General features: G+C 62.1%; 17 protein-coding genes and 1 tRNA gene. 7 read left to right on the top strand and 11 right to left on the bottom strand.

All coding sequences use genetic code 11. The features are described from left to right. Positions 1–49: 49 nt before the first annotated feature. From ACG33_RS02910 to ACG33_RS02895, 4 genes are all read right to left on the bottom strand, one after another. Entirely contained in the window at positions 50–1,192 is a 1,143-nt protein-coding gene (locus ACG33_RS02910) for an ABC transporter ATP-binding protein (protein WP_066918546.1), read from the bottom strand. Between the two features lie 238 nt (positions 1,193–1,430). Then, positions 1,431–2,570 carry a polyamine ABC transporter substrate-binding protein gene (locus tag ACG33_RS02905; protein ID WP_083536386.1) on the bottom strand — a complete coding sequence of 380 codons (1,140 nt, stop codon included), beginning with the start codon at positions 2,568–2,570 and terminating at the stop codon, positions 1,431–1,433. 150 nt (positions 2,571–2,720) lie between these two features. After that, the gene (locus ACG33_RS02900) at positions 2,721–4,055 is read right to left on the bottom strand and encodes a glutamine synthetase family protein (protein WP_066918544.1); all 1,335 of its coding nucleotides are present in this window, start codon (positions 4,053–4,055) and stop codon (positions 2,721–2,723) included. Then, on the bottom strand, positions 4,052–4,831 hold the full coding sequence (locus ACG33_RS02895; protein WP_210399156.1) for a gamma-glutamyl-gamma-aminobutyrate hydrolase family protein: 780 nt from the start codon (positions 4,829–4,831) through the stop codon (positions 4,052–4,054). Before ACG33_RS02895 ends, ACG33_RS02900 begins: the two co-directional genes overlap by 4 nt. A gap of 187 nt (positions 4,832–5,018) precedes the next feature. Between ACG33_RS02895 and ACG33_RS02890 the strand changes: the two genes are divergently transcribed. Next, a complete protein-coding gene (locus ACG33_RS02890) occupies positions 5,019–6,296 on the top strand; it encodes an NAD(P)/FAD-dependent oxidoreductase (protein ID WP_066918542.1) in 1,278 nt (425 codons plus the stop codon). A 61-nt stretch (positions 6,297–6,357) separates the two neighbouring features. Here ACG33_RS02890 and queD read toward each other — a convergent pair whose 3' ends face one another. The 4 genes from queD to aguB form a co-directional block, all read right to left on the bottom strand. After that, the gene (gene queD / locus ACG33_RS02885; protein ID WP_066922733.1) at positions 6,358–6,717 is read right to left on the bottom strand and encodes a 6-carboxytetrahydropterin synthase QueD; all 360 of its coding nucleotides are present in this window, start codon (positions 6,715–6,717) and stop codon (positions 6,358–6,360) included. A 105-nt stretch (positions 6,718–6,822) separates the two neighbouring features. After that, positions 6,823–7,197: a hypothetical protein gene (locus ACG33_RS02880; RefSeq protein WP_066918540.1), complete on the bottom strand. Its 375-nt coding sequence runs from the start codon at positions 7,195–7,197 to the stop codon at positions 6,823–6,825. Positions 7,198–7,385: 188 nt separating this feature from the next. Further along, entirely contained in the window at positions 7,386–9,746 is a 2,361-nt protein-coding gene (gene rlmKL / locus ACG33_RS02875; RefSeq protein WP_066918538.1) for a bifunctional 23S rRNA (guanine(2069)-N(7))-methyltransferase RlmK/23S rRNA (guanine(2445)-N(2))-methyltransferase RlmL, read from the bottom strand. 61 nt (positions 9,747–9,807) lie between these two features. Then, positions 9,808–10,674, bottom strand: coding sequence for an N-carbamoylputrescine amidase (gene aguB / locus ACG33_RS02870; RefSeq protein ID WP_066918535.1), 867 nt, complete (start codon positions 10,672–10,674; stop codon positions 9,808–9,810). A gap of 254 nt (positions 10,675–10,928) precedes the next feature. On the opposite strand from aguB, the gene ACG33_RS02865 reads away from it, so the two are divergent. Beyond that, positions 10,929–12,257 carry an aspartate aminotransferase family protein gene (locus ACG33_RS02865; RefSeq protein WP_066918533.1) on the top strand — a complete coding sequence of 443 codons (1,329 nt, stop codon included), beginning with the start codon at positions 10,929–10,931 and terminating at the stop codon, positions 12,255–12,257. A 13-nt stretch (positions 12,258–12,270) separates the two neighbouring features. Here ACG33_RS02865 and ACG33_RS02860 read toward each other — a convergent pair whose 3' ends face one another. Beyond that, positions 12,271–13,335, bottom strand: a complete 1,065-nt coding sequence (locus ACG33_RS02860; RefSeq protein WP_407696491.1) for a CDP-glycerol glycerophosphotransferase family protein — start codon at positions 13,333–13,335, stop codon at positions 12,271–12,273. Here ACG33_RS02860 and ACG33_RS02855 point away from each other — a divergent pair. Further along, a complete protein-coding gene (locus tag ACG33_RS02855; RefSeq protein WP_066918531.1) occupies positions 13,331–14,170 on the top strand; it encodes a glycosyltransferase family 2 protein in 840 nt (279 codons plus the stop codon). The genes ACG33_RS02860 and ACG33_RS02855 overlap by 5 nt on opposite strands. 8 nt (positions 14,171–14,178) lie before the next feature. After that, a complete protein-coding gene (asnB, locus tag ACG33_RS02850; protein WP_066918529.1) occupies positions 14,179–16,089 on the top strand; it encodes an asparagine synthase (glutamine-hydrolyzing) in 1,911 nt (636 codons plus the stop codon). A gap of 124 nt (positions 16,090–16,213) precedes the next feature. Here asnB and ACG33_RS02845 read toward each other — a convergent pair whose 3' ends face one another. Continuing rightward, a complete protein-coding gene (locus ACG33_RS02845; protein WP_066918526.1) occupies positions 16,214–16,915 on the bottom strand; it encodes a TorF family putative porin in 702 nt (233 codons plus the stop codon). A gap of 268 nt (positions 16,916–17,183) precedes the next feature. Here ACG33_RS02845 and ACG33_RS02840 point away from each other — a divergent pair. Then, positions 17,184–17,260 (top strand) — tRNA-Met (locus ACG33_RS02840). A gap of 164 nt (positions 17,261–17,424) precedes the next feature. Further along, positions 17,425–18,609, top strand: a complete 1,185-nt coding sequence (locus ACG33_RS02835; protein ID WP_066918524.1) for a tyrosine-type recombinase/integrase — start codon at positions 17,425–17,427, stop codon at positions 18,607–18,609. Here the strand turns inward: ACG33_RS02835 and ACG33_RS15585 are convergent. After that, complete coding sequence (locus ACG33_RS15585; protein ID WP_083537136.1) at positions 18,555–18,836, bottom strand: helix-turn-helix transcriptional regulator; 282 nt, start codon at positions 18,834–18,836, stop codon at positions 18,555–18,557. The genes ACG33_RS02835 and ACG33_RS15585 overlap by 55 nt on opposite strands. 416 nt (positions 18,837–19,252) lie before the next feature. Between ACG33_RS15585 and ACG33_RS02830 the strand changes: the two genes are divergently transcribed. After that, complete coding sequence (locus ACG33_RS02830) at positions 19,253–22,126, top strand: SNF2-related protein (RefSeq protein ID WP_157071645.1); 2,874 nt, start codon at positions 19,253–19,255, stop codon at positions 22,124–22,126. The last annotated feature ends 160 nt before the right edge of the window (positions 22,127–22,286 follow it).

The following is a 22,286-nucleotide window of genomic DNA, read 5'->3' as shown; positions in this document are numbered from 1 at the left end:
AGCGCCTGCCCCCCTGCAACGTACCGATGAATGCCCGGCGATCCCCTGCTCACTTGCCCAGCACCACGGCGCTGGAGGCGTGCCAGGACAGGTACACGGTCTGATCCCAGGTCACCAGATCGTCCGCATGCCGATACACGTTCGGCTGGGTCACGCGCACGATCTTCCCGGAATCCAACTGCACCAGATACACGGACATGTCGCCGAGATAGGCGATCTCCTTGACCACGCCGCGGGCGACATTGTCCTGCTGCACGGGCTTTTCGATACCGATGAGCATTTTCTCGGGCCGGATCGCCGCCCATACCACGGCATCCGGCGCCGAGCTGACGCCATGATCGACGTAGATCGTAGCGCCGATTTCAGGACTGTCGATTCGCACATGATCCGGCTCATCCTCGATCAGCCGGCCCTGAAACATATTGACGTTGCCGACGAACTCCGCGACGAATTTGCTATTGGGATATTCGTAGATGTCCTTGGGACTGCCGACCTGGACGATCTCCCCCTGATTCATCACGCCGATACGCGTCGATAAGGTCATCGCCTCTTCCTGATCATGGGTCACGACCACGAAAGTGACACCTAGCTTTTCCTGCAGGTTCACCAGTTCGAATTGGGTGTGTTCGCGCAGCTTCTTGTCCAGCGCCCCCAGCGGCTCATCCAGCAGCAGCAGCTTGGGCCGCTTCACCAGGGAGCGCGCCAGAGCGACGCGCTGGCGCTGCCCGCCCGAAAGCTGGTGCGGCTTGCGCCGGGCGAACTGCGAGAGCTTCACCAGGTTCAGCATGTCGGCCACCCGCTCGGTGATCTGCGCCTTGGGAATCCGGTCCTGCTTCAGTCCGAATGCCACGTTCTGTTCCACACTCATATGAGGAAACAGCGCATAGGACTGGAACATCATGTTCACCGGCCGCTCATACGGCGGCACGCCGGTCATGTCGACTCCATCGATGAAGATTCTGCCGCTGGTCGGTTCCTCGAATCCCGCCAGCATACGCAGCAGAGTGGTCTTGCCGGAGCCCGAACCGCCCAGCAGGCAAAACAATTCCTTCTTGTAGATTTTCAGTGAAACATCATTGACGGCCGGAAATTCACCGAATTTTTTTGTGACGTGCTCGATACGCACGTAAGGTTCCGACTGGGGATCGCTCCAGGGAGGAAGCACCGGCTGAGGGCGCGCATTGCTCGCCATGAAACACCGTTGATTAATTGAAATGATTATTCAAGAACGGCACGCGCTTCGGGATAGAAAATTCCGCTCATGATCCTCGACTACCGTGCCTCGGAATCAAGCTTGATCAGGTCTTGGCCGCCCGATCGGCGGACTGTAGTCTCAGCCCATGGCCCTTGCCTACCGTGAATCCGAAGGCACGGCAGGCAAGGGCCATGGGCGAAGACTACCTATCACTAGACGGCCCGCCAGGGAGGCGTTAGCGCCCCGTCGTGAACCGGGTCCACATGCGGTTCATGAGTCGCTGGAATCCCTCGCTGTAAGCCAGCGACGGAAACAGCTTGGCTTTCACCTCAGGCGGCGGATAGATACCCAGATCGTTCTTGACGGCATCATCCAGATATTCCAGCGAAGCCGCATTGGCGTTCGCATAATTGACGAAATTGGAATTTCTCGCTGCAACCTGCGGATCCATCAGGTAATTAATGAAGGCATGGGCGTTGCGCGGGTGCTTGGCATCCGCCGGAATAGCCAGCATATCGAACCAGATGATCGTGCCTTCCTTCGGGATGACATATTCGACCTCCACGCCCCGGCCCGCCTCCTCGGCTCGATCACGCGCCTGCAGGATGTCACCGCTCCAACCCAGCGCCAGGCAGATATCGCCGTTCGCCAGATCCTCGATGTATTGCGAAGAATGGATCTTGCGAATCAGCGGCCGTATGGCCATCAGCTTCTCTTCGGCCGCCTTCAGATCATCTTCCTTCTCGCTATTGGGGTCACGTCCCATCCAGGCCAGTACGATCTTGAGCAACTCGTCGGGTGCATCGAGTACCGAGATCCCACAGTCCTTGAATCCGGCGGCCTTTTGCGGATCGAACAGGTAATCCAGGCTGTCCAGCGGAACATCGCCCAGGACCGCCTTGATCTTTTCCGGGTTATAACCAAGCCCCGTCGTACCCCACATGTAGGTGACCGAGTATTGATTGCCCGGATCATGCAGTGCCACCTGCTGCTCGATATCCGGATCCATGTTCTTCAGGTTCGGAATCTGGTTCTTGTCCAACTTCTGGAATACGCCCGCCTTGATCTGGCGCTCCAGAAAGGACGCCGAAGGCACGACCACATCGAAGCCGGAGTTGCCCGCCAGCAGCCGTGTCTCCAGTACGTCATTGGAATCGAACACGTCATAGGTGACCTTGATACCGGTCTGCGCTTCGAAATTCTTGATGGTGTCTTCGGCGATATAATCCGACCAATTGAAGACGTGCAGAACCTTCTCTTCCATCCCGGCGGCGCCGGTTTCTTCCGCCTGTCGGGCGTCCTGCTTCTGACCGCAGCTCCCCAGCGCCAGCGCCGCGGACACAACCGTCAGTGCGACGCGCTGTGAGTTGTTCATCGCCAAAAATCTCCCGTGATGTTCGGATGGACCGGGCATCTTGCACCGGTACCGGCTCAGCCTGTTCACGATAAAGCGTAACGCACTCGTGCCCGTGCGGATAGACGGCGATGCAAGGAATACCGGGCAGGCTCCTTTACGGGCTTCCACTCAGACGTTCAGCAGCAGATGCTCACGTTCCCAGGAACTGATCACCTGCAGGAAGGTTTCGTACTCGGTTTCCTTGACCGCCGCGTACGCCAGCACAAAGCGTTCGCCCAGAATGTCGATCAGCGGCCGGCAGTCCCGCAGCAGCCGCAGGGAATCCTCAATGTTTCGCGGCAGGGTGAACGGCAGGTCATAGGCGCTGCCGGCGATGGGATCGCTGGGCTTGAGTCCCTCGATCATGCCCAGATAGCCGCAGGCCAGGGAGGCGGCGATCGCCAGATAAGGATTGGCATCGGCTCCGGCGATACGGTTCTCGACCCTTCTGGAAACCGGACTCGACACCGGCACCCGCAGGCCGGCAGTGCGGTTGTCATGGCCCCACTGGGTATTGATCGGCGCGGAATAGTGGCGAGTGATGCGCCGGTAGGAATTCACGTTCGGAGCAAACAGGGACATCGCCGCCGGCAGGTAGCGCTGCAACCCGCCGATATAAGCATAGAACAGCGGCGATGGACGTCCTTCGGCATCACTGAAAATGTTCAGCCTGTCGCGGCGATCCACGATGCTCTGGTGAATGTGCATCGCACTGCCCGGTTCGCGCGCCATCGGCTTGGCCATGAACGTTGCGTACATCTTGTGACGCATCGCCGCCTCGCGGGCCGTGCGCTTGAACAGAAACACCTGGTCCGCCAGGGATAGTGCGTCTCCATGCAGCAGATTGATCTCCATCTGCGCGGCCCCGTCCTCGTGGATCAAGGTATCGATCTCGATGTCCTGGGCCTCACAGAACGCATACATGTCGTCAAACAGGGGATCGAACTCGTTCACCGCCGCGATCGAATAGGCCTGCCGTCCGATCTCGGGACGACCCGAGCGGCCGATCGGAGGCTTCAGCGGATAGTCCGAGTCGACGTTCGGCTCGACCAGGAAGAACTCCAGTTCAGGAGCCACGACCGGATCCCAGCCGCGCTGGGCGTACAGCTCGAGCACGTGCTGCAAAACATAGCGCGGCGCCATCGTCACCGGCTTGCCGTCGGAATAGTAACTGTCATGGATCACTTGGGCGGTGGGTTCGGCAGCCCAGGGAACGACACGGATCGTAGCCGGATCGGCTTTCAGCACGATGTCGATCTCCGAGGGGTTGATCGCGCGCTCATCGTCCGGGTAATCGCCGGTGACCGTCTGCAGAAAAATGCTTTCCGGCAGGCGCGTACCCTCCTCCTCCGCGAATTTTTCCGCCGGCATGATCTTGCCGCGTGCCACACCGGCCATGTCGGGGATGACCGCCTCGACCTCGGAGATCGCATGTTCCTTGAAGAATTGCTGGATGACGCTCATGAATAGATGCCCTGAGGAATACTCCCACGCACGCGTGCCCTGGCCGCCTCGCCGAAGGCCGCAAACAAGGCGCGTGAAAACGGGTTGTCCTGAAACTTCCACTCAGGATGCCACTGCAAGCCCAATGCGAAGCCCGGCGCGTTGCGTACGCGAAACGCTTCGACGAGGCCGTCGCCGACGGCACGTGCCTCGACCTCCAGGCCATCGCCCAGCCGTTGCACACCCTGGGTATGCAGCGAATTGACCTTGAGCCGCGCCGCGCCGGCCAGTCGATGCAGCAACCCCTCCGGCACCAGCTCAACCTCGTGCGCCGGACCGTACTGCATATCCAGAGGCGCTTGCGGATCTTCGCGATGATCGCGCAACCCGGCCTCATGGAGGTTCTGCCACAAGCTCCCCCCGAAGGCGACATTCATCTCCTGGAAGCCTCGGCAGATCGCCAACAGCGGCAAGCCGGCAGCGACTACCGCAGGAATCATTTCCAGCGTCGTCGAATCACGATGGGTATCGTGCAGCGTACCCGGCGCGCTTGCCGGACCCTGGTAGCGATACGGCTCCACGTTCGAGGGGCTGCCGGTCAGCAGGATGCCATCGAAGTTTTCCAGCAGTTCGTTCATGTCGCCCAGCCCCTCGCCCAACGACGGGATGAGCACAGGCAGTGCGCCGGCACCCTGCACCACGGCTTGAATATATTTCTCTCCCACGCAGTGGAAGTAATGATTGCCCAGCAGGCGTCGATCGGCTGGAATACCAATAAGGGGTTTGCGTGTCGGCACGTTTGGCATCTTCAACGGGCGATAAAGAGGACGCCCGCAACACAGATCATTTAAGCACAGATCCCGCCGTCACGTCTGAACAGAGTTTTTCGTGACGCAACCGTTCCAGACGGCTGCACGCGACAGCCGGCCGCTTGCCGGCTTGGCCCACCAGTCGTTATGCTGCCGTCTCCATACTCCGATCCTCATGTCCGACGACCACGTCTCTTCGTACTACGCCGCCACCGCCAATCCAGGCCCCGCTCATCCGCCCCTCGGGGACGATATAGAGGTCGATGTCTGTGTCGTCGGCGGTGGAATCAGCGGCTGTTCGACCGCCTTGCACCTGGCGGAACGCGGCTATCGCGTCGCCCTGTTGGAAGGGCACCGCATCGGCTGGGGTGCCTCGGGACGCAGTGGCGGCCAGGCGATCGCCGGGTATGCCTGCGGCCAGCAGGTGCTCGAGCAACAGATGGACGAACAGGACGCACGCCGTTTGTGGGACATGTCTCTGGAAGCCCTCGATCTGCTGCGCGAGCAGGTACGCCGCCATGCGATCGATTGCGATCTGCAATGGGGTCACCTGCATGTCGCAGTCAAGCCCCGCCAGCGCGATGAACTACAGCAGGACATGCGAACGTTGCAGGATCGCTACGGATATTCGCAATTGGAGTTCCTGGAACGCAGTGGTGTCGAGGCACTGCTGGCTACGCAACGCTACTGCGCCGGAGTGCTCGATCGCGGCAGCGGCCATCTGCATCCCTTGAACTATACGCTCGGCCTGGCGGCAGCCGCGCAAGCGGCCGGTGCACGCCTTCACGAACACACCCAAGTCGTCTCGCTGGACCTTGCGGATCCCGCCACGCTCGTCACCACCGGCGGCCGGGTCAGGGCTCGCCAGGTGGCGCTGTGCTGCAACGCCTATCTCGACGGACTGGTACCCGCCCTGCGGGCGCGTATCATGCCGGTGGCAACTTACATCATCGCCACTCAGACGCTCGGCGAGGAACGCATGCGCCAGTTGCTGCGTGAAAACATCGCCGTGGCGGACATCAATTTTGTGCTCGACTATTTCCGCCGTTCCCAGGATGACCGGTTGCTGTTCGGCGGACGCGTGAGCTATTCGGGGCATGATCCCTTCGATACGGCGCGCGCGACCCGCAAGCGTATGCTGCAGGTCTTCCCGCAACTGGCGGATCTGCGCATCGAGCATGCCTGGGGCGGTTTCGTGGATATCACCCTGAACCGTGCGCCGGACTTCGGGCGCCTGGCTCCCCATATCTATTATCTGCAGGGATTCTCCGGCCACGGTATCGCGCTGACCGGCTTGGCCGGGCGGCTGATCGCGGAAGCGATCGCCGGCCAGGCCGAACGCTTCGATGTGTTCTCCCGCTTGCGGCATCGCCGCTTCCCGGGCGGCCGGCTGTTGCGGACACCGGCACTGATGCTGGCGATGCTCTGGTATCGGCTGCGCGATCTGCTCTGAGCCGGAGAGCGGCCTGCCGCAAGGCCTGGGCGTCTTGCGACCCAATGTTTCCGGTCGGCCGCTATCGGGGACCTTGATACTCGCAACCGCTGGTGCAGGTCTCGTGGATGATGACTTTGTGCAGCAACGGCAGCCGGGGATGCGTCTGCGCCCACACCCAGCGCGCCAGATTCTCGCTGGTCGGATTCTCCAATCCCGGGATGTCGTTCAGATAATGGTGATCCAGTTGATCATAGACCGGCTGGAAGGCCGCACGCACATCGGCGAAATCCATCACCCAGCCTGTATGCGCGTCCACTGTGCCGCGCAGGTGCAATTCGATGCGGAAGGAGTGACCGTGCAGGCGCGCGCACTTGTGCCCCGCCGGTACATTCGGCAGGCGATGCGCCGCTTCGATCGTAAAGACACGAAACAGGTTCATCATAGGTGGTTCGGGAAACCAAGGCGCCGGATTCGTCGGCGGGCCATGCGGCGAAGAGATGAACCCGTACCTTTTCGGGCGGCCTGCGTCTTCAAGCAGCCTTGTTCAGGCGGCCTTGCGCCGGCGGGAACTCGAGGCACAACCGCAGGTGCCGCAGGTGCAGCGGATCGCATGACACTCGCCGCAAACCGTGAAGTCCACCGAACCGAAATGACGCCGGCATTGTTCGCAGTAGGGCTTGCGGCGGCGGCTGCGCGCCGTCCGGTAGGCGTCCACCTCGTCGGCATGCTCGGCCATCGTCTGGTCTTCGCAGGCCACGATGTCCTTGCTCACGATGCTGCGTACGAAGGTACTCGCACTCATCGCGCCTAATTTGAACAGACGCATCTGCTCACGCGCCAGCCCCATCTGCGCCACCGGGTCGTAGATGACGATGCCCAGTCTGGGATGGAACTGGACCTGGAAGGAATCACCGCTCATACAGGTACTTCGAAATGATGAAAAACATTATGACCGCCACGAGCCCGTCGACGGACATCAATGATCCGCTCGAAATAATCTGGACAGGGGCAAGGAACCTGTGATTTTGCGGTAATCGACCCCTCATATCAATCCGGTATACCCGCAGTCCCTGTTGCGGGAGCACCGCTGCGCAGACACGCTTGAGCTCATTTCACCGAGTGAAAACGCAGGATATGGCAGGAATGGATGCGGGGATTGCGCGCGAAGTCGCGCGGCAGGGTCTTGGGACCGATATCCTCGATATCGAAGCCGGCAAGCGCCTGCGCATCCAGCCGAAAGCGGGAATAATTATTGGAAAATACAATGACGCCGTCCGGTGCCAGCAGATTAGCCGCCATCCTCAGCAGCTCTACATGGTCACGCTGGACATCGAAGTCACCTTCCATACGCTTGGAACGCGAGTGGGTTGGCGGATCGATGAACATAAGATCCCATTGCTGCACCCTCTCCTGGAATTTCGATTCGTCGCCAGACTGCGACCCATACCGAAGTTGCGCTCGGGCCCAGGGATCCGTATGCGTGGATCGCGGCCGTTTCCAGGGGGAAGACTCGCTCTGCTGCGCCAGCCAGGCCATACAGTCGGCCTGTATAAACTCATGTGCGGGGCCGGTCAGGCCGTTGAGCGCCAGATTGCGCCTGGCCCAGTCCAGGTAGGTATGCGACATATCCACCGTCGTGGAGGCCACGGCGCCGCCGCCGACGGCATATACCGTCGCTGCGCCGGTGTAAGCGAATAAATTCAGGAAGCGCTTTCCGCGCGCCAGCGCTCCGAGATAACGCCGCGTGAGCCGATGATCCAGGAACAGGCCGGTATCGAGATAATCACTGAAATTGACCGCAAATCGATAGGGCTGTTCACGAACGATCTCGAATTCGCGTTCGTGTGCGACTTTCTCATATTGCGCACCATCCTTCTGGCGGCGCCGTTCACGCACGAAGAGCCGTTCGGCGGGAATGTCCAGTACCCTCGATATCACCGCCAGCGCTTCCTGGCGACGCTGGCGCGCAGCCTGCGGCTGGACCGTCCGGGGCGGCGCATATTCCTGCGCAACGGCCCATCGGTTGCCCTCACCATCCCCGTACCAATCGATCGCGAAGGCATATTCCGGCATGTCGGCGTCGTAGATGCGGAAGCAATCGATCGATTCGCGGCGTGCCCAATCGCCCATCGTCTTGAGATTCTTGCTCAGACGGTTCGCGAACATTTGTGCACCCGGCCGCGCCAGAATCTCCTCCAGCGGCGTTGCGGACTTCTCGCGCGAACGGTACTGTGCCGGCAGGACATCGAAACGCAGCAGCCGGCATTCGATACGTCCATTGAACAAGGTATGGGTGCGCCGCGCCTCGATACCGATCGCCTTCGCCAGGGGTGGATTGCCCGTCAGCACGGCGGCCTTCCAGCCCTCGAAATGTTCACGCAGCTGTCTGCCCAAGGTTTCGTACAACGGCTGCAGTTGCGCCTGCTCGCCGATGCGCTCGCCATAGGGCGGGTTGGTCGCCAACAGTCCCTGCGCCGCCCCACTCTCCCGGACCAGGCGCGCCAGTTCGCGGCGCTCGATGCGCACCACGTCGCGCAACCCGGCCCGTTCGACATTCTCGTTCGCCGCCCGGACCGCACCGGCATCGCTGTCGTAGCCATACAAGCCGATACGATGCGTACGGCCGGCCGTGCGTCGCGCGCGCGCCTCCTCGACCAAACGCTGCCACAGCACCCGGTCATGCCCGCGCCAGCCGGTGAAGCCGAAACGCCGGCGCAACAAGCCCGGGGCGATGTCCAATGCGATCAGCGCCGCCTCGATCACCAGGGTGCCCGAGCCGCACAGAGGATCGACGAAAGCCAGGTCCGATCCTCCACCGTCCGGTAGCGGCAAGGGAGCAGATCCTGACTGCATGCCCGGCTCCGCGCCAACCGGCACCGCTGTACTCGCCGCCAGCGCCACCATCGCCGGCCAGCCGCAACGCATCAGCATGGCAGCCGCCAGATTCTCCTTCAGGGGTGCCGCCACGCCGCGCACGCGGTAGCCGCGCCGATGCAGGCTCTCACCTGACAAATCCAGGCTGACAGTCGCGCGTTCGCGATCCAGACGTACGTCGATGCGGATGTCCGGCCGATCGAGATCGATCGATGGACGCTGCCCCGTACGGGCCCGGAACTGATCCACGATCGCATCCTTGACCTTCAATGCGCCGTAATGTGTATGCGTAATACCGCTGGAGGCACCACCGAATTCGATCGCCAAGCTGCCGGCAGCATCGAGATGCCCGCCCCAATCGATCGACCCCACACCCTCGTAAAGAGCCTCTGCGGTCGCGGCGGGAAAGGTCCCGAGCGGCAACAGCACGCGGCTCGCGGTGCGTGACCACAGGCAGGCACGATAGGCGCTCTCCAGTTCTCCGTCGAATTGCACACCCAGCTTGAACTCGCGCGTGCGAGCCGCGCCGCACTCGCGCAGTTCCGCGGCGGTCAGATCGGCAACGCCGGGGGGACAGGAAGCAAAGAATTGCATGGGTACTACCGGTTTGCCGCCGCCACGGCGCGGCGGCCGGCGTGTCGAGCAGCCGACAGACTCATTGCCTGCCGTCGAGTGTCATGATCGGACCGTATAGATCGGGACGCCGGTCGCGAAACACGCCCCAGGCACGCCGATAGGTACGAATCTGTTCCAGATCGAAACAGGCAGTGACCATGCTTTCGCCCGCACGCGGCGCCTGTGCAACGATCGCACCGACATGATCGGCAATGAAGGAAGAGCCGTAATAAGTAACTTCCCACGATCCCCCTCGCTCGATGCCGATGCGATTCGACGCCACCACCGGCATCACGTTCGAGGCTGCATGCCCTTGCATCGCACGCTGCCAATGGTCGCGCGAATCGATGCCCGAATCCTGCGGCTCCGAGCCGATGGCCGTGGGATAGAACAGCATCTCTGCACCCATCAAGGCCATGACGCGCGCAGACTCCGGGAACCACTGGTCCCAGCAGATCGCCACGCCGATCGTCCCGAAGCGCGTGCGCCAGACCTTGAAGCCCGTATCCCCAGGCGAGAAATAGAATTTCTCGTGATAGCCCGGGCTTTCGGGAATATGGGCCTTGCGATATACGCCCAGCAGCGTCCCGTCCGCATCCACGACCGCCACGCTGTTGTAGAATACGTTGCCGGCGCGTTCGTACATGCTGACCGGCAGGACCACATTCAACTCGCGCGCCAGCGCCTGAAACCGCTGCACGGCGGGATTCTCGGTGATCGGCAGCGCCAGTTCGAAATTGGCCGGATCGTGGCCCTTGCAGAAATAGAGTGTTTCGAATAATTCCTGCATCAGGATGATGTTCGCGCCCGCGGCGGCGGCCTGACGGACCAACCGTTCGGCGCTGTCGAGGTTGGCGCGGCGATCTTCGCCGGCGGCGAATTGTGTAGCGGCTACGGTAACTTTCATGATGGCGATCCGGGGGCAGCCCCGACGACTGGATCCGTAAGTCTACCGGCCTTTCTTGGGTCGAGGGATGCGGGAAACGGCCCGCCCGTTCCGAAATATAGGCAATACCGGCCGATCATGTCGCCAGACTCATCCCTGGAAACCCGTCTGCGCGATATCGGCCTTCGGCGCATAGCGTATCATCACCCCCGAGTCGTCTCGCCGCGAATTCTCCCGCTCGGACTTTCCGCCACCTGCTCGATCTCCCACAGGCCATGACCATACCCACCGTGCCGACGCCCGCAACCCTGGATGCGTTCTGGATGCCGTTCACGGCGAATCGCCGCTTCAAGGCCCATCCGCGGCTGCTGGCGCGCGCCCAGGGCATGCACTACTGGACCGACGACGGCCGGCAGATCCTGGATGGCATCGCTGGACTATGGTGCGTCAACGCCGGCCACGCCCGCCCGGAAATCACCGAGGCCGTAAGCCGCCAGCTGGCTACGCTGGACTATGCGCCGACCTTCCAGATGGGACACCCGCAGGCATTCGAACTGGCCAATCGGCTGGTAGAACTCGTTCCCGGCGATCTGGATCATGTGTTCTTCACCAACTCCGGTTCCGAATCGGTCGATACAGCATTGAAAATCGCCATCGCCTATCATCGCTCCCGAGGCGAAGCGGCGCGCACTCGGCTGATCGGACGCGAAAAGGGATATCACGGCGTCGGTTTCGGCGGTATCTCGGTCGGTGGCATCGTCAACAACCGCAAATTTTTCGGCAGCCTTCTGCCCGGCGTCGATCATCTTTCCCACACCTTGGACATCGAACACAATGCCTACTCGCGCGGCCAGCCCGAGTGGGGGGTGCATCTGGCAGATGAGCTGGAGCGGTTGGTGGCCCTGCATGACGCCTCGACGATCGCCGCTGTCATCGTCGAACCGATTGCCGGTTCGGCAGGCGTGATCCTGCCGCCCAAGGGTTACCTGCAGCGCTTGCGTTCGATCTGTGACAGGCACGGCATCCTGTTGATATTCGACGAGGTCATCACCGGCTTCGGCCGCTTGGGAACACCGTTCGGCGCCCACTATTTCGATGTCGTTCCCGACATGATCACCTCGGCGAAGGGCTTGACGAACGGTGCCGTCCCGATGGGTGCGGTGTTCGTGCGCAAGTCCATCTATGACGCGTTCATGCACGCCCCGGAAGATGCGATCGAGCTGTTCCACGGCTACACGTATTCGGCCCACCCGGCCGCCTGTGCCGCGGCGCTCGCCACGCTGGAGATCTATCGACGCGAAGGCCTGCTCACACGAGCCGCCGACCTGTCTCGCATCTGGGAAGATGCGGTGCATTCACTGCGCGGTCTGCCGCATGTCATCGACGTGCGCAACCTGGGGTTGGTGGCCGGCATCGAACTGCAGCCGCGCAGCAGCGCACCCGGTACCCGCGCCTACGATGTCTTCGTCGCTGCGTTCGAGAAAGGCGTGCTGATCCGCACCACGGGCGATATCATCGCCCTGTCCCCACCCCTGATCATCGAGCCGGTGCAGATCGACCAGTTGGTCACCACGCTCGCGGATATCCTGCGCGCGACCCCCTGAACCTGCCATGCCGTCAACGGGCAGCCGGCCCCCAGTAACCCAGCTCACGTCGTATCTGCAGTCCGCGCAACAGCGACCCCAGCGGCTTGCGCCGTAAATTGCCGAGTTCGCCGGCCAGCAAGGCTTCGGTTGCCGCGATGACCCGCTGCGAAGCCTGACCATCGCGGTATGGATGAATGCTGTCGGCATAGGCGGCCAATGCCGCGGTCAGCGCGGCGTCGGGCGTGAACGCACGCTCCAGCATGGCCGGCAAGACGGCGGGATCATCGAAATCGAGCATATGCGGCTTGGGCGCCCGATTCCGGAACGTCACCACCGGCTTGCGCTGGATCACGAACTCGCTGACCACCGAGGTGGTGTCGGCAACCAGTACGTCGGCGGCGCGCTGAGCGCTGATCAACTGCTCGGTCTCCACGAACTCGGCGTGACTACCGGCCAGCGCACGATAGCGTTCGAACCACTCCGGCGCGCACTTGGGATGCAGGGTCAGCAGCCAGTAGCACCGTCCGGTGGCAATCTGGGCGGCGATCATCTCGAGCAGATGCGGCGCTGCGCTCAGGTGCCGGGTGAACGTCGAGGCGAACATCACCACCGGCCGGCCACCGGCGGCGGCACGCAGCCGGTCGGCCAACGGATCATCGCGGCCGAACAGCGGGTCCAGCTTGGGCCAGCCGGTCTCCACGACCTTAAAATAACCTGCCTGATGGGCCAGTTCGCGGAAGGGGCCGGTCGTTGCCGGGCCCTGGGTACAATACAGGTCGAACAAGCCGCGCACCCGAAAATGCCCGCGCGCCGGCGCGCGCTTCTCCACATTGAAGCCATGGAACAACTGAACCTTGGCCCCCGTGACGAACGGCGGTATCCAGTTGGCAGCGCTGAACACCGCACGCGGACACAGGTCGACGGCTGCGCGCGCATCGGCGATCATCCGCACCGGTGCCGGCAGCCGCGCGCCGGCGGCGCCGCCCACCAGCCAGGCATGCACACCCTGGCCGCTGGTTTGCAAGGCGTCAGCCACGGGCTGCAGGATGGGCAGCGCATAACGCTCCGTCGCGAACAACAGGTATTCCGCCATCAACGCTTCCTCTGAAAAATTCGCTTCCGGAAGCCCGCCACCGATCTCGGCGTGCATTATCACGTTCAACGAAGCCGATCGCATAGGCGATTGCCTGGCGTCATTGAGCTTCTGTGCCGAAATTATCGTGGTGGATTCATACTCCACCGACGCGACCGTCGCTATCGCACGCGCGATGGGGGCGAAGGTGCTGCAGCGGCGATTCGACGGCTACCGCAGTCAGAAGCAGTTCGCCGTCGAACAGGCCAGCCACGATTGGGTCCTTTGCCTGGATGCGGACGAGCGTGTCGGCGACGAATTGCGCGCCTCGATCGAGGCCGCGCGCACGACGAATTTCAAAGGAGCTGCCGGCTACCGCTGCACCCTGATGTCCAATTATTTTGGCCGCTTCCTGCGGCACGGAAACGCCTACCCCAACCGCCTGATGCGCTTCTTCGACCGCCGCCGCGGCGGCTGGCGCGGTCAACGTGAAGTCCACGAATCCGTCAGTGTCGACGGTCCGGTGCTCACGCTTGCCGGCGATCTCATTCACTATCCCTATCGATCACTGCAGCACCAGCTGACCAAGACCGAACGCTATGCGCGGATGATGGCTGAACACGATTTCGCACGCGGCAAACGCGCCTCGCTGCACAAGCTGGTGCTGTCGCCGTTCTGGCGTTTCTGGCGCGGCTATCTGCTGCGCGGCGGATTCCTCGACGGCTGGCATGGACTAGTGTACGCCTATGTGGGTGCCAATTACGCGCGCCAGAAGGCGATCATGCTGTGGCTGCTACAGAACGGTCAGCCGGTCACCACGCCGCCGGCTGCCGGCTCTGTCGAAGCCTTGGACGTCTGAGGCGATACATGTGTGGAATTGCCGGGGCGTGGTTACCCGCCGCAAATGCAAACGCGGACGCATTGCATGCATTGGGCAAAAGGATGGGCTCGGCCATCGCCCATCGCGGGCCGGACGACGAGGGCACCTGGGCCGATGCGGGTGCCGGAGTGGTGCTGTCGCATCGTCGCTTGTCGATCGTCGACCTGAGTCCGGAAGGACATCAGCCCATGCTCTCGGCCGATGGGCGCTGGGTGATCGCATTCAACGGCGAGATCTACAATCATGCAGCCCTGCGCGAAGAATTGACCACACTGGGGCATACTTTCCACGGTCGTTCGGATACCGAGGTATTGCTGGCCGCGATCGCCGAATGGAGCGTGCCGGCCGCCTTGGCGGCCGGCAACGGCATGCTCGCCCTGGCCGCGTGGGACCGCCGCGAACAGGTGCTTTGGCTGGCCCGCGACCGGGTCGGCAAGAAGCCGTTGTACTATGGCTGGGCTGGAGACGGCGCGTTTCTGTTCGGCAGCGAGCTGGCAGCGCTACGGGCCCATCCGGCCTTGCACCCGGAGGTCAACCCGGACGCTCTGGCTCTGCTGCTGCGCCTAAACTACATCCCGGCACCGTATGCCATCTTGCGGAGAGTCTACAAGCTGCCGGCTGGATGTCTGTTGCGCATCGACCTGCCGCAGGTGTGCGCTGGCGCCGGCGCCCATGACCCTGCGGGCGCACCGCAACGCTGGTGGAGCGCACTGCAGCGCCAGCAGGAGGCGATCGCTCGTGGCTTCGAGGGGGACGAGGAGGACGCCTTGGACGCCTTGGACGCCTTGCTCGGCGATGCGACAGCGTTACGGATGCGCGCCGACGTGCCGCTGGGCGCATTCCTGTCGGGGGGTACGGATTCCTCGCTGGTGACCGCTCTGATGCAGGCGCGATCGTCGCGGCCGGTACGCAGCTTTTCGATCGGCTTTGACAACATCGCCCATGACGAAAGCGCCCACGCGGCCGCCGTCGCCCGACATCTGGGCACCGACCATAGCCAGTTGCAAGCTGATGGCCGGGCCGCGCTGGCGCTGGTACCGGATATGGCAGGGATGTACGACGAACCTTTCGCCGACTCCTCGCAACTGCCCACTGCGCTGCTGTGCCGGCTCGCCCGCCAACATGTCACCGTCGCGCTATCGGGCGACGGCGGCGACGAGCTGTTTTTTGGCTATCGCCGCTACGCACGCACGCTGCGCAGCGAGGCCTGGTTGGCACGCTTGCCACGCGCCGTTCTGGCTCGCCTGGCCGGCGATCCAGGCGAGCAAGCGCGCCTGGGCGGGTTGGCCGCGCTGCGCGCGGAGTTGGCTGCCAGGGAGCTGCAAGGCGTGGCACGAAACCGGGTCAGCCGCTGGCGCCGTCCCGAAGCCGTGGTGATCGGCGCCTGCCGCGCCCTTACCGCCTACGACGATCCATCGGCGATGCCGGTCACCGGCACCCCGGCCGATGCGCTCATGGCTCTGGACTTCGCCTGCTACCTGCCTGAGGACATCCTCACCAAGGTCGACCGCGCCAGCATGGCATTTGCGTTGGAAGCCCGCGCGCCGCTGCTCGACTGGCGTGTCGTCGAGTTCGCCTGGTCGCTGCCGATGACGCTGAAGTGGCACGAAGGCACATTGAAATACCTGCCCAAGCGTCTGCTGCAACGCTATCTACCCGAACCGCTGGTGCAGCGTCCCAAGTCTGGATTCGGCGCGCCGGTGGGGGATTGGCTGCGCGGACCATTACGCGACTGGGCCGAGGCGCAACTCGACGAACGGCGTCTGCGTGAGGAAGGTCACCTGGAACCCGTACCGATCCGAACGATCTGGCGCGAATTCCTCAATGGCCAACGCAAATGGCATACGCACTTGTGGGGCGTGCTGATGTTCCAGGCCTGGCGTGAAACCTTGAACTAAAGACGAATCATCGAGACGGATTTCCCGGTGTAAATTCCGGCCACTCATTCCACTCTCAGCCGCCCGCCAGCCCGTCCGGTTATCAGAGCCCTTTCAGTCGTCACGACGTCGACCCGTTGCGGAATCAATTTCCCCAAGGGAAGGTCGTGGAGACGGTGAATATGAAACGGCCCTCGTTATTGAGCACATTGCCGCGTTCGACAATGTCGGTTTCGGTGTCGACATACTTCAGCGCCAGATCGAAATTGCCCAGGGTGTAGCCTACGCCGATCGAATAGTCGATCTGATCGTCGCCGAACTCATCATCCCAGTAATCGCCCGTAGCCAGGCCGACGTGCAGCAGCAGCGAGAAGTCCCGCGGCAGCGCAATCGTGGCGTTGCCTTCCAGGTAGAAGGCGGATGTGTTCCCATCGGTCTCGTTACCGCCATAATCATTCGCATACCACAGCTTGCCCTCCAGCCAGCCGTTGCCGATACTCCCATAGGCTTCGAAAAAATCGTACTCGGATGAATCGGGAAAGGCGTAGTAGATCAGCCCGACATCCCACAGCAGACCCCCGTCGCTCCCGCCGGAAAATCCGGTATAGAGATCGATCTCGTAATCGGTGTCATCCCCGAAATCGACATTGCTCGCCCAGGCCCCCACGTACCAGCCGTTATCCATGGCATAGTCCAGGCTCGCCTGCAAGACAGGATCCTTGGCGGACTGCGAGGTGCCGCGAAAGTCGTAGTCGCTCGCGGCGGTGACTGTCGCGGACACCTGCGCATTCGCCGTGCCGGCGGCCAGCATCAGCCCCGGGACCAGCAACCATTGCATACCACGCATAGCGACTCCCCTGCGGCGCTTTCTGGGGCACCGATAGAGGGAGTTTACCCGCGTTTGCGGCGGTGCGTGAAACCCCGTGCCAAATTCCGGGACGGAGCCACCCGCAGCGCTTTTGCGCCTGCGGATGAATCCATCGAGATCGCCGGCCTATATCCGGCTCGCCATCCGGCTCGTATTGACAGGCCCGACCCTCACCGGGACAATCGCGCCCCCGCAAGGGTCATGCAGCCCCGGCCCGCCAGGGCCGACTCCAGGGTTTGAGCCGGATGGAAAGGTAGCTCAGCCGGTTAGAGCACGGCACTCATAATGCCGGGGTCGAGGGTTCGAGTCCCTCCCTTTCCACCAATTCTTGATCTCGCGCCGGCTCAGGCGGTCTCGGTTTCTGCCACAAATACTGGGAAACTCAGGGTTTCCGGCGTTCTTGGCATCTCCCAAGCTCTCACCTTGTCTCAACAAGGCGGCGGTACTTTTTACGGTATCGGCGCCGGTGACTGTGGGAGATACCGTAAATGCTGACCGATACCCAGGTTCGCGGCGCGAAGCCGTCCGACCGTCCGCAGAAGCTGACCGATGGCCGTGGGTTGTACCTGCTGGTGACGCCGGGCGGCGGCCGGTACTGGCGCTACGACTACAGTTTCCACGGGAAGCGCCGGACGCTGGCTCTGGGCGTATACCCCGACGTGCCGCTGGTCCGGGCCAGGGAGCGGCACCACGAGGCCAGGCGGCTGCTGGCGGAGGGGGTGGACCCTGCCGCAGCGAAGCAGGCTGTCAGCCAGGATTTCGAGGCTGTGGCCCGCGCGTGGCACGACCACTGGAAGGCCGGACGCACCGAGCACTACGCGCAGTCCGTCAAGACACGTCTGGAGACGGACATCTTTCCGCAGATCGGCCACCGGCCGATTGCCGGGCTTTCGCCAGCGGACTTCCGCGATGCCGTGCGCAAGATCGAGAAACGCGGCGCATTCGAGATTGCGCGGCGGCTGTTGCAGAACTGCGGGCAGATCATGCGCTATGCGGTGGCAAACGACCTCGCGCTGCGCAACCCGGTGGCGGAGGTGCGGCCTGCCGACATCCTGATCCCGCGCAAGCGGCGCAACCACCCGCGCGTCACGGCGAAGGAGCTGCCGGACCTGCTGCACGCCATCGACAGCTACGTGGGCGGCGAGCACACACGGTTGGCCCTGCAGCTGATGGCGCTGACTTTCGTGCGCACTTCCGAACTGATCGGCACCCGCTGGCCGGAGTTCGATTTCAAAGCGTCTCAGTGGGACATTCCGGCAGAACGCATGAAGATGAAGACGCCGCATGTCGTGGCGTTGAGCACGCAGTCTCAGGCGATCTTGAAACGTCTCAAGGAGATTTCCTTTGACCGCGAGCTGGTGTTTCCCGGTGACATCAATCCCAGCAAACCGATGAGCACCAACACGCTGCTGTTCGCCCTGTACCGCATGGGCTATCGGGGACGGATGACCGGGCATGGCTTCCGGGGAGTGGCGTCCACCATCCTGCACGAACAGGGCTGGCCGCACGAGCACATCGAATTGCAACTTGCCCACCAGGAGCGCAATGAAGTCAGTGCAGCCTACAACCATGCCCTGTATCTGGAGCCGCGTGCAAAGATGATGCAGGCGTGGGCCGATCACCTGGATCGCTTGCGGTTGCAAGGCGTGGGGGAAGGCCAAAAGGCCGCCTGAGTACCCGGGGCGCAGTAGCCTTCCGGATCCGCAATCCAGTCCTGCAATGCTGCATGTGCCCATCCGCAGGCCCGGCCACCCAGGTGCACGGGGCGAGGGAATCGGCAGGCTGCGATCCGTCGATACAACGTCGGGCGGCTCAGGCCCGTGATTCTCAGCACGTCTCGAAGGCGGTAGAAGGCCGGTCCCGGCAGATTGCTGTGGTTGGGGTTTTCGGTAGCCGGCATGTGGCGATAATCCGCCAACACGGCTGCGAAAGCAGCAGCAGGTATTCGGGGAAAAATCCCCGTTTACTGCTCCGGGATCGGCCAACCCTCTGAACGACGCGTTGCCGGCCCATGTCGAGGTATTGGGAGCATTCTCCTTGTCTTGCAGGATAGCTACGCGCTTGCTCATAGGCCACATTGTGGCCACGAGGACATTTCGCGCGGCACCTGCGCGTGCAAGGGGCGCAGGTCTGGGCGTGGCAGCGGGAGGCAAGGATACTGTGATGGTTTCACGGGCCGCTCGGCGGCAAGTTCGGGTATGATTGGGCCCCGGATCGTCTTTAAAAATCAATAGGGTAAAGGTCTTCAACCGCGAAGGCTGTGCTGACAGGAGGACGGGTCATTTCGGCAGCCAAAGGGAACAGGGAGTCGTGGTCGTGACGGCAAACCTCACGCCACACCAAGCCCAATACTTCGCCTGGCTGCTGACCCGGCGGACCGCCAGTGATTCGGTCGAATCCCTGGCATCGACCTTGGTGGATTCCCAGGTGGACCTGAATCCGCATCAGGTCGATGCCGCCCTGTTCGCCTGCCGCAACCCGCTTTCGCGTGGGGTGATTTTGGCCGACGAAGTGGGCTTGGGAAAGACCATCGAGGCGGGCCTGGTCATTTCGCAGCGGTGGGCGGAGCGGCGCCGGCGCATCCTCATCATCGTTCCGGCCAACCTGCGCAAGCAGTGGCACCAGGAGCTACAGGACAAGTTCGGTTTGCAGGGCGTGATTCTGGAAGCCAGGAGCTACAACGCCATCCGCAAGCAGCAGCAGAACCCCTTCCAATCCTCCAGTCCGGTGATCTGTTCCTACCAGTTCGCCAAGGCCAAAGCTAACGACATCAAGGACATTGCGTGGGATCTGGTCGTGCTCGACGAGGCGCACCGCCTGCGCAACGTATACAAGCCCAGCAATGTCATCGCCAAGACCCTCAAGGAATCGCTGGCACGAGTCCATTCTAAGGTGCTGCTGACCGCGACGCCGCTACAAAACTCGCTGCTGGAACTGTATGGCCTGGTCAGCATCATTGATGACCGGGTATTCGGCGACATCGACAGTTTCCGGGCGCAGTTCACCAACAACGGGCGAGAAGCGGCATTTGCCGGCCTGCGCGAGCGCCTTGGGTCGGTATGCAAGCGCACGCTGCGCAAGCAGGTGCAGCCGTATGTTTCCTACACGGCCCGCAAAGCCATCGTCCAGGAGTTCACGCCTTCGGACGAGGAACAGGAGCTTTCCCGGCTTGTCGCCGAGTACTTGCGTCGCCCCAATCTGAACGCGCTGCCCAATGCCCAGCGGCAACTGATCTCGCTGATCCTGTGGAAACTGTTAGCGTCCAGCACCCATGCCATCGCCGGCGCGTTGGAAACGATGGCTACGCGCTTGCAAGGGGTGCTGGAGAATACGAAGGCAGTTCCAGACCTCACTGACGAACTGGACCAGGACTACGAATCGCTCGATGAAACGGCCGACGAATGGGGCGTTCAGGACGCTGAAGTTCCAGTCCCGACCCAGGGCGAGCGGGATGCTATCTCGGAGGAAATCGACGAGCTGCGCCGGTTCAAAGCGCTGGCGACCAGCATTCGGGACAACGCCAAAGGCAAGGCGCTGCTAATTGCCCTGGACCGAGCTTTCGCCGAACTGGAAAGATTGGGCGCCGCGCACAAGGCAATCATCTTCACCGAATCCCGGCGCACCCAGGAATATCTCCTCAGTCTGCTGGCAGATACCCACTACGGCGAGGGCATCGTGCTATTCAATGGCACGAACAGCGATGCGCGTGCCCAGGCCATATACAAGGCGTGGCTCAAAACGCACGAAGGCACCGATCGCATCACTGGCTCCAAAACGGCAGACACCCGCGCCGCGCTGGTCGAGCACTTCAAGGAACGCGGCAAGATCATGATTGCCACCGAAGCAGGGGCTGAAGGCATCAATCTTCAGTTCTGTTCGCTAGTCATCAACTACGACCTGCCGTGGAACCCGCAGCGCATCGAGCAGCGCATTGGCCGTTGCCATCGCTACGGCCAGAAGTTCGATGTGGTAGTGGTGAACTTCGTGGATCGCAGCAACGAGGCCGACGCCCGTGTGTACGAATTGCTGGACCAGAAGTTCCAGCTTTTCGAGGGTGTTTTCGGAGCCAGCGATGAAGTGCTGGGCGCCATCGGCTCTGGCGTGGATTTCGAACGGCGCATTGCCGACATCTACCGGAATTGCCGTAGCCCCGGCGAAATCAGGGCCAGTTTCGAGCAGCTTCAGTTGGATCTTTCCGGCGAAATCAATGACGCAATGGTCAGGACGCGCCAGGTGCTGCTGGAGAACTTCGACGAGCAGGTGCAGGAAAGGCTGCGCATCAGCGCCGAAGACAGCAAGAACGCGCGTAACCGCTTCGAGCGAATGTTGATGGAGCTGACCCGCGCGGAGCTTGGCGGTTGTGCCACGTTCGACGACAATGGCTTCGACCTTCTGCGCCTGCCGGATGGCATGGTGGATGGCGGCGGGGGCATTGAATTGGGGCGCTATGAGTTGCCGCGCCGGTCCGGTGAAGCGCACTTGTACCGCGTCAATCATCCGCTGGCGCTGTGGATAACCAGCCAGGCCAAGGACCGTGCGCTCGACAGCGCCAAGCTAGTATTTAACTACGACGGATATGGCACAAGGATCAGTACGCTGGAGCCGTATCGTGGCAAAACCGGATGGCTTACCTTAAAGCTGGTATCCGTCGAGACGCTGGGCAGTCAGGAGCAGCACCTGCTGGTTGCGGCCAGCACTAGCGATGGTGCTGTGCTTGCGGAGGAAGACCCCGAGAAACTGTTGCGCCTACCGGCTACCACGCAATCGGCAGGCCTGTTCAGCAATGCGGCCGATCCGACGCTGGTGGCCGATGTAGAAACCCGCAAAGTTACGTTGCTGCGGGAGATCAACCAGCGCAACCTCGGCTATTTCGAGCAGGAGGTCCAGAAGCTGGACGCTTGGGCGGACGATCTCAAACTCGGGCTGGAGCAGGAAATCAAGGAGATCGACCGGGAGATCAAGGAAGTTCGCCGCACGGCGGCGATATCGCCAACGCTGGAGGAAAAGCTGGCCCACCAGAAACAGCAGCGCGAACTGGAAGGCAAACGCAGCAAGCTGCGGCGCGAGTTGTTTGTCCGGCAGGATGAGGTCGAGTCACAGCGCAATGGTCTGATCGGTCAGTTGGAAGTGCAGCTTCAGCAATACGTGGACGAACGGACGCTGTTCACTATCGAGTGGGACCTGAAATGACGCCTTACCGGAATCTCAATGGGAATTCCAATGTCGTGTCTTATGAGGCAACGGAAGAATCCATCCTCGTGGTTTTCAGGAGTGGGACGTACCGCAACTACCTCTACGATGCCAACCGGCCTGGGAAAACGGTCGTTGAGAGAATGAAGATTCTCGCCGC

The sequence above is a fragment of the Steroidobacter denitrificans genome (genome assembly GCF_001579945.1).
Lineage (GTDB): Bacteria > Pseudomonadota > Gammaproteobacteria > Steroidobacterales > Steroidobacteraceae > Steroidobacter > Steroidobacter denitrificans.
Note: the sequence above shows the minus strand (reverse complement) of the source record. Positions and strands in the feature narration are given on the sequence as shown.

What these genes read in the sequence shown, in the direction of transcription:
- ACG33_RS02845 (WP_066918526.1), bottom strand. Translation starts at nt 16,915, where the DNA reads ATGCGTGGTATGCAATGGTTGCTGGTCCCGGGGCTGATGCTGGCCGCC.
- queD (WP_066922733.1), bottom strand. Translation starts at nt 6,717, where the DNA reads ATGAACCTGTTTCGTGTCTTTACGATCGAAGCGGCGCATCGCCTGCCG.
- ACG33_RS02880 (WP_066918540.1), bottom strand. Translation starts at nt 7,197, where the DNA reads ATGAGCGGTGATTCCTTCCAGGTCCAGTTCCATCCCAGACTGGGCATC.
- ACG33_RS02890 (WP_066918542.1), top strand. Translation starts at nt 5,019, where the DNA reads ATGTCCGACGACCACGTCTCTTCGTACTACGCCGCCACCGCCAATCCA.
- ACG33_RS02865 (WP_066918533.1), top strand. Translation starts at nt 10,929, where the DNA reads ATGACCATACCCACCGTGCCGACGCCCGCAACCCTGGATGCGTTCTGG.
- asnB (WP_066918529.1), top strand. Translation starts at nt 14,179, where the DNA reads ATGTGTGGAATTGCCGGGGCGTGGTTACCCGCCGCAAATGCAAACGCG.
- ACG33_RS15585 (WP_083537136.1), bottom strand. Translation starts at nt 18,836, where the DNA reads ATGCCGGCTACCGAAAACCCCAACCACAGCAATCTGCCGGGACCGGCC.
- rlmKL (WP_066918538.1), bottom strand. Translation starts at nt 9,746, where the DNA reads ATGCAATTCTTTGCTTCCTGTCCCCCCGGCGTTGCCGATCTGACCGCC.
- ACG33_RS02905 (WP_083536386.1), bottom strand. Translation starts at nt 2,570, where the DNA reads ATGAACAACTCACAGCGCGTCGCACTGACGGTTGTGTCCGCGGCGCTG.
- ACG33_RS02835 (WP_066918524.1), top strand. Translation starts at nt 17,425, where the DNA reads ATGCTGACCGATACCCAGGTTCGCGGCGCGAAGCCGTCCGACCGTCCG.
- aguB (WP_066918535.1), bottom strand. Translation starts at nt 10,674, where the DNA reads ATGAAAGTTACCGTAGCCGCTACACAATTCGCCGCCGGCGAAGATCGC.
- ACG33_RS02900 (WP_066918544.1), bottom strand. Translation starts at nt 4,055, where the DNA reads ATGAGCGTCATCCAGCAATTCTTCAAGGAACATGCGATCTCCGAGGTC.
- ACG33_RS02910 (WP_066918546.1), bottom strand. Translation starts at nt 1,192, where the DNA reads ATGGCGAGCAATGCGCGCCCTCAGCCGGTGCTTCCTCCCTGGAGCGAT.